We start from the raw sequence: 6,865 nt of genomic DNA on the forward strand, positions 1-6,865 counted from the left end.
CCGTCAAAACGAATCGGTGCATCCAAAGCTCCTTTCGGAGCTTGAATCACGGATGTTCCAATCTGTGAATCCTGAATCTCAACAGACCCTAGAGCGTTTTCGAGCGAAGTGGATACCGGTTCGCGTGAAAAAAACGCGTCAAACAAGAATCTAACGCGTCGCCAGCACCACGCCCGCGAGCGTGAAGATCAGCGCCGCGATCTGCCCGGGGCCGAGCGGCTCGTGCAGCGCGATCGCGGAGGTCACCACGCCGATCACCGGCACCGCCATGGTGCCGATCGCGGCGACCGAGGCTGGCAGGCGGGAGAGCGCGGCGAACCAGCTGACATAGGCGACGCAGAACTGCACCACCGTCGAATAGACCAGCAGCGCCCAGCCGACCGGCGTCACCAGCTCCAGATGCGAGGTCTCGAACAGGAGGCCCACGATCGCGACCGGCAGGCAGCCGGTCCCGATCTGCCAGGCCGCCGCCGTGATCGGCGGCAGGTGGATCGGGTATTTCTTCAGCAGCACCGTGCCGAGCGCAAAGCCGGCGGCGCCGACCAGGGCCATGACGATGCCGGGGAGTTTGGCTTCACTGGCGGCAAAGCCGTTGCCGCCCATGATCGAGGCGAGGCCGGCAAAGGCCATCACCAGCGCGACGGTGCGCAACAATGTCGGCCGCTCGCCGAGCACCGGCCAGGCGATCAGCGAGGCCCAGACCGGCATGGTGTAGGCGATCAGCGCCGCCTCGCTGGCCGGCAACCAGAGCAGCGCAAGCCCCATCAGCACCATCCAGCCGGTGACGTTGAGGAGGCCTGCGACCAGGAGCCGCGGCCAGATCTCGGCTGCGACCTTCAGGCTGTCGCCGCGGATCAGGGCGAGCGCCGCCAGCAGCACCGCCCCTAACACACCGGTCACCCCGCGCAACGTCAGCGGCGGCAGCTCGGCCAGCAGGAATTTCGTCACCGGCCAGTTGAAACCCCAGCCGACCGAGGTGATGGCGAGGAACATCAGGCCGGCCGGGGCGATGCGCGGCCGCGCATCCCGGCGAGTCGAATCAAGCATATGGGGTACCCAGCAGAAAGCGGGGGTAATTTGGCGCGGATTCGCACCCCACACCACCACCTCGGCGGGCATGCCTGCCCTCGCCTTCCGTAGCCCTACGTGAGTCCTGCCGAGGCAACCCCAGTCCCTAAAAATATACCTGCCCTGTGAACAGCGGGATGAAGCCTCCATATGGTCGCGCGAGACAATTTTTTTGGTTTCGAATCCCTGAGGACTCACCGATACTTGCCTCCACAACAGGCGCGGGCTTGCCCCCTGTTATCCCCCACAATCCACCATATTTAGTATTTGATTCAGGAACTCGTACTAGTTCTTGACGTGCGCAACGGAGAGTCCTAGCTTTCGGACCGTTCGGCGCGAGTGTGTTTGCGTCCCGCCGGCACTCCCCCAAAGGGTTCGCAAAACTGCACTCCGCCAGGCCAGACGAAGGCAGCGGGAAGAGGGCTTGTCTGCCCTCGAAAAGCGGACTTTTCGGGCGCCAGAACGGGCTGGAAACAGGTCCGGATGGCAGTCGTTGAAGACGTGACGTTGTGGGGCGTTGAACGCATGTCGGGTGCATCGCTTTGGGGCGGATGCGTCTGGACATGCTGGCGGATGCGAGGTGCACGCACCGAAGCAATCGCGCCGGGAGAGATCGGGCCGGAAACCACCGGCTGAACTACGAAGGCTGAACTGCGAAGCTTTGGGGCCGAAAAGGCCTTCGAGGATTCGCGAAGAGCAATGAGACCCGGCACGCCTGAACGGAGGCGGGACCGGTCACAATAAGGACGGGGCAAGACCATGCGGATTGAGCGGCGCCACACCACCACGGGACAGTCACCTTACGCCGGGATCGATTTCCGGCAGACCACGTCGGAGATCCGGAATCCCGACGGCTCGGTCGTGTTCAAACTGGACAATGTCGAAGTGCCGACCGAGTGGTCGCAGGTCGCCTCCGACGTTCTGGCCCAGAAGTATTTCCGTAAAGCCGGCGTTGCCGCGCGCCTGAAGAAGGTCGAGGAGGAATCCGTCCCCTCCTTCCTGTGGCGCTCCGTGCCCGACACAGAGGCGCTTAGCCAGCTGCCTGAGAAAGAGCGCTTCGTCAGCGAGCTCAGCGCAAAACAGGTGTTCGACCGCCTCGCCGGCTGCTGGACCTATTGGGGCTGGAAGGGCGGCTATTTCACCAACGATGAAGACGCCCAGACCTTCTATGACGAGATCCGCTACATGCTCGCCATGCAGATGGTCGCGCCGAACTCGCCGCAATGGTTCAACACCGGTCTTCATTGGGCCTATGGCATCGACGGCCCCGGCCAGGGCCATTATTACGTCGACCCCTTCACCGGCAAGCTGACCAAGTCCAAGTCGGCCTATGAGCATCCGCAGCCGCATGCCTGCTTCATCCAGGGCGTCAGTGACGACCTCGTCAACGAGGGCGGCATCATGGACCTCTGGGTCCGCGAGGCGCGCCTGTTCAAATACGGCTCCGGCACCGGCTCCAACTTCTCCCGCCTGCGCGGCGAAGGCGAAAAACTCTCCGGCGGCGGCCGCTCAAGCGGCCTGATGAGCTTCCTCAAGATCGGCGACCGCGCAGCCGGCGCGATCAAGTCGGGCGGCACCACCCGGCGCGCCGCCAAGATGGTCGTGGTCGACGTCGATCACCCCGATATCGAGACCTATATCGACTGGAAGGTGAAGGAGGAGCAGAAGGTTGCCGCCCTCGTCACCGGATCCAGGATCAACCAGAAGCACCTCAAGGCGGTGCTGAAGGCCTGCGTCAACTGCGAAGGCTCTGGCGACGACTGCTTCGATCCCGAGAAGAACCCGGCGCTGCGCCGCGAGATCAAGCTCGCGCGCCGCAGCCTCGTGCCCGACAACTACATCAAGCGCGTCATCCAGTTCGCCAAGCAGGGCTACAAGGACATCCAGTTCGACGTCTACGACACCGACTGGGATTCGGAAGCCTATCTCACCGTGTCCGGCCAGAACTCCAACAACTCGGTCTCGCTGAAGGACGACTTCCTTCGCGCGGTGGAGACCGACGGTGACTGGAACCTGAACGCCCGCACCTCCAAGAAGGTGACGAAGACGCTGAAGGCGCGCGACCTCTGGGAGAAGATCGGCTACGCCGCCTGGGCGTCGGCCGACCCGGGCCTGCACTTCAACACCACCATGAACGACTGGCACACCTGCAAGGCGTCCGGCGACATCCGCGCGTCCAATCCGTGCTCGGAATACATGTTCCTGGACGACACGGCGTGCAACCTCGCCTCCGCCAATCTGCTGACGTTCTACAACACCACGACCAAGCATTTCGACGTCGAGGGTTACGAGCATCTCTGCCGGCTCTGGACCCTGGTCCTCGAAATCTCCGTGATGATGGCGCAGTTCCCGTCGAAGGCGATTGCGGAACTCTCCTACGAGTTCCGCACGCTGGGCCTCGGCTACGCCAATATCGGCGGCCTCCTGATGACCATGGGCCTGCCCTATGACAGCAAGGAAGGCCGCGCACTCTGCGGCGCGCTGACCTCGGTCATGACCGGCATCACCTACAAGACCTCGGCGGAGATCGCCTCCGAGCTCGGCACCTTCCCGGGCTACAAGAAGAACGCCCAGCACATGCTGCGCGTGATCCGCAACCACCGCCGCGCCGCCCATGGCCAGTCCAACGGCTACGAGGCGCTCAGCGTCAACCCGGTGCCGATGGATCTGGTCTCCTGCCCGCAGGCCGATTTGGTCACGCATGCGCAACAGGCCTGGAATGCCGCGCTCGAGCTCGGCGAGAAGCACGGCTATCGCAACGCCCAGACCACGGTGATCGCGCCGACCGGCACGATCGGCCTGGTCATGGATTGCGACACCACCGGCATCGAACCGGATTTTGCGCTGGTGAAGTTCAAGAAGCTCGCCGGCGGCGGCTACTTCAAGATCATCAACCGCGCTGTGCCCGCAGCGCTCCGCGCGCTCGGCTATCGCGAGGCTGACATTGCCGAGATCGAGGCCTATGCCGTCGGCCACGGCTCCCTCTCCAACGCGCCCGGCATCAACGCCTCGACGCTGAAGGCCAAGGGTTTTACCGACGAAGCCATCGCCAAGGTCGAGAAGGCGCTGCCGACCGCCTTCGACATCAAGTTCGCCTTCAACAAGTGGACCTTTGGCGAGGATTTCATCCGCGACCAGCTCGGCATCGGTGCCGAGGCGATCGCGGCCCCCGGCTTCGACCTGCTCCAGGCCGTCGGCTTCACTAAGCGCGAGATCGAGGCGGCCAACGTCCACATCTGCGGCGCGATGACGGTCGAGGCAGCTCCCCACCTCAAGGCAGAACATTACGCGGTGTTCGACTGCGCCAACCCCTGCGGCAAGATCGGCAAGCGCTACCTGTCGGTCGAGAGCCACATCCGCATGATGGCGGCGGCCCAGCCCTTCATCTCGGGCGCGATCTCCAAGACCATCAACATGCCGAACGACGCGACTGTCGAGGACTGCAAGTCCGCCTACATGCTGTCGTGGAAGCTGGCGCTGAAGGCCAACGCGCTCTACCGCGACGGCTCAAAACTGTCGCAGCCGCTCAACTCGCAGCTCATCAGCGATGATGAGGACGAGGACGATGCGACCGAGCATCTCTACGACAAGCCGATGGCGGCGCGCACCGCCCAGGTCTCGGAAAAAATCGTCGAGAAGCTGGTCGAGCGCATCATCGTGATGCGCGAGCGCGAGAAGATGCCGGATCGCCGCAAGGGCTACACCCAGAAGGCGGTCGTCGGCGGCCACAAGGTGTACTTGCGAACCGGCGAGTATGACGATGGCCGCATCGGCGAGATCTTCATCGACATGCACAAGGAAGGCGCAGCACTCCGCTCCTTCATCAACAACTTCGCCATCGCGGTGTCGCTGGGTCTCCAGTACGGCGTGCCGCTCGACGAATATGTCGACGCCTTCACCTTCACCCGCTTCGAGCCGGCGGGCCCCGTGCAGGGCAACGACTCGATCAAGTACGCGACCTCGATCCTCGACTACGTCTTCCGCGAGCTGGCGGTGAGCTACATGTCGCGCTTCGATCTCGCCCATGTCGATCCGACCGAGTCGAACTTCGACGCGCTCGGCAAGGGCGTCGAGGAAGGCAAGGAGCCGGACGAGACCCACCACGCCACCAAGCTGGTGTCGCGCGGTCTCACCCGCTCCCGCACCGACAACCTCGTGGTGATGCGCGGCGGTTCGACCGCGGTCGCCCAGGGCAATGACAGCGCGCCTGCCGGCGGCTCCAAGGTCACGTCGCTCGCCTCGCACGGCGCCTCGGCCCGTGTCGGCGAGACCCTGGAAGGCGCAGTCGCGCTGAAGCAGGAAGTCAACCACGACCTCTCGCCCACCGAGAAGCTCGAAGCCCTCCAGTGGAGCAAGTCGGGCTCCGCACAGACCGCAGCCCCCAGCAAGGCCGAGCGCCGCGCGGAAGCCAAGGCCAAGGGCTACGAAGGCGAGATGTGCTCGGAGTGCGGCAACTTCACGCTGGTGCGGAACGGGACTTGTATGAAGTGCGATACTTGCGGCAGCACGACGGGGTGTTCGTGATTATCAGATACCTCGATTGATGAAGTAGCTGACCAAAGGCCGCTCGCAAGAGCGGCCTTTTCATTGCGGGCTCCCTTAGGTGACTACCGAAGTACTGACAACCAGCTTAGATTCCAATCAAGATCGAACTCAACGCAAAGTGTGCCATGTCGTTTGAATTTTCGATACCTACCCCGTCCGGCGCCGTGAACTATACGGTCGCGCCAGGAACATCGCTCTTATTTGTGGGCGCGAATGGTAGCGGCAAGACCCGATTAGCGGTCAGAATCGAGGATGCGCTCGGGGAAACGGCGCACCGCATTTCTGCGCACCGGGCGCTCATGCTCAACCCGACGATTGCGAAGATAAGCGAACGTCATGCTCTGGCCGGGCTTCGGGCGGGCTCCGCTGGTGAAGGCATAACCGTTGCAGGCCATCGGCGAGGCATTCGCTGGCAGCAGAAGGCTGCGACCTATTTGCTGAATGACTACGATTTTCTAGTTCAGGCTCTCTTTGCTGAACAATCAAACACCTCACTTGCGACGCACAGAATGGTACGAGCAGGCGTCGAAAAACTAGTGTTACGGTGACAGTGCATTAAATTCTCGCTCCGCCCTGCCGAATCTGCGGCTTCGGCTCGTTTGGTGGACAGCGACACAATTAGGTGTACCCATCAATTGCTGTGGCAAATGCGATGGGTTTCGCCAAGGCTCAACCCATCCTGCGGCGCTTGAAGTAGCGGAACCAATCGTCCTCCATTGCTTTGAGATATGTTATGGGTGGCAGCGACAAGTTGAGAGGCGAAGATGTTCCTGACGGGACTTGGCGCGCTGCTCATCTTCTGCGGACTCCTGTACATAGTGCGCGCCACTATTTGGCGGGGACCCCTTAGCGGTCGGGATTCCTCTCGACAGGCTCGCGACACGCTGGAACCGCCTCGCCGAGGCCTGGGATTTCTTGGGATCGCATCGAACTGGCCGGGAATTGTTCTGATGGCCGCCGGTGCAGTGCTGATGGCGTCAGGCGCCAGCTTTTAGGCTTGGCCTGTTGGCTCGTAGCGCGGGCGGAGCGACTTGTCCGCCGCAGCTCGGAATTACGCTGACAGGGGTGCAATCCAGTGCATTCAATTCATTCGCCATCGTCGCCATGCCGAATTTGCGGCTTCGGTTCACGTTTGGTCGCTGCTAGTTAAGTGCACCGGACTGCACCCCTCAAGTGAGACACGATAATCTCGGTGACAGGGCGGTTGCCACGACGGGTTATCGTGCCTTGTTGTGCGCGAACACGGCTTCGA

Annotated in this window: 3 protein-coding genes; 2 read left to right on the forward strand and 1 reads right to left on the reverse strand. The window is 62.6% G+C overall.

Features of this window, described 5'->3' with window-relative positions:
- Positions 1-150: 150 nt before the first annotated feature.
- The gene (locus ABIB73_RS37395; RefSeq protein WP_354232460.1) at positions 151-1,047 is read right to left on the reverse strand and encodes a DMT family transporter; all 897 of its coding nucleotides are present in this window, start codon (positions 1,045-1,047) and stop codon (positions 151-153) included.
- A gap of 780 nt (positions 1,048-1,827) precedes the next feature.
- On the opposite strand from ABIB73_RS37395, the gene ABIB73_RS37400 reads away from it, so the two are divergent.
- Together ABIB73_RS37400 and ABIB73_RS37405 are read left to right on the forward strand one after the other, a co-directional pair.
- Positions 1,828-5,592 (forward strand): vitamin B12-dependent ribonucleotide reductase, encoded by a 3,765-nt coding sequence (locus ABIB73_RS37400; protein WP_354232462.1) that lies wholly within the window; start codon positions 1,828-1,830, stop codon positions 5,590-5,592.
- 146 nt (positions 5,593-5,738) lie between these two features.
- A complete protein-coding gene (locus ABIB73_RS37405) occupies positions 5,739-6,161 on the forward strand; it encodes a hypothetical protein (protein WP_354232463.1) in 423 nt (140 codons plus the stop codon).
- The last annotated feature ends 704 nt before the right edge of the window (positions 6,162-6,865 follow it).

This window comes from Bradyrhizobium sp. F1.4.3 (assembly GCF_040548375.1).
Lineage (GTDB): Bacteria > Pseudomonadota > Alphaproteobacteria > Rhizobiales > Xanthobacteraceae > Bradyrhizobium.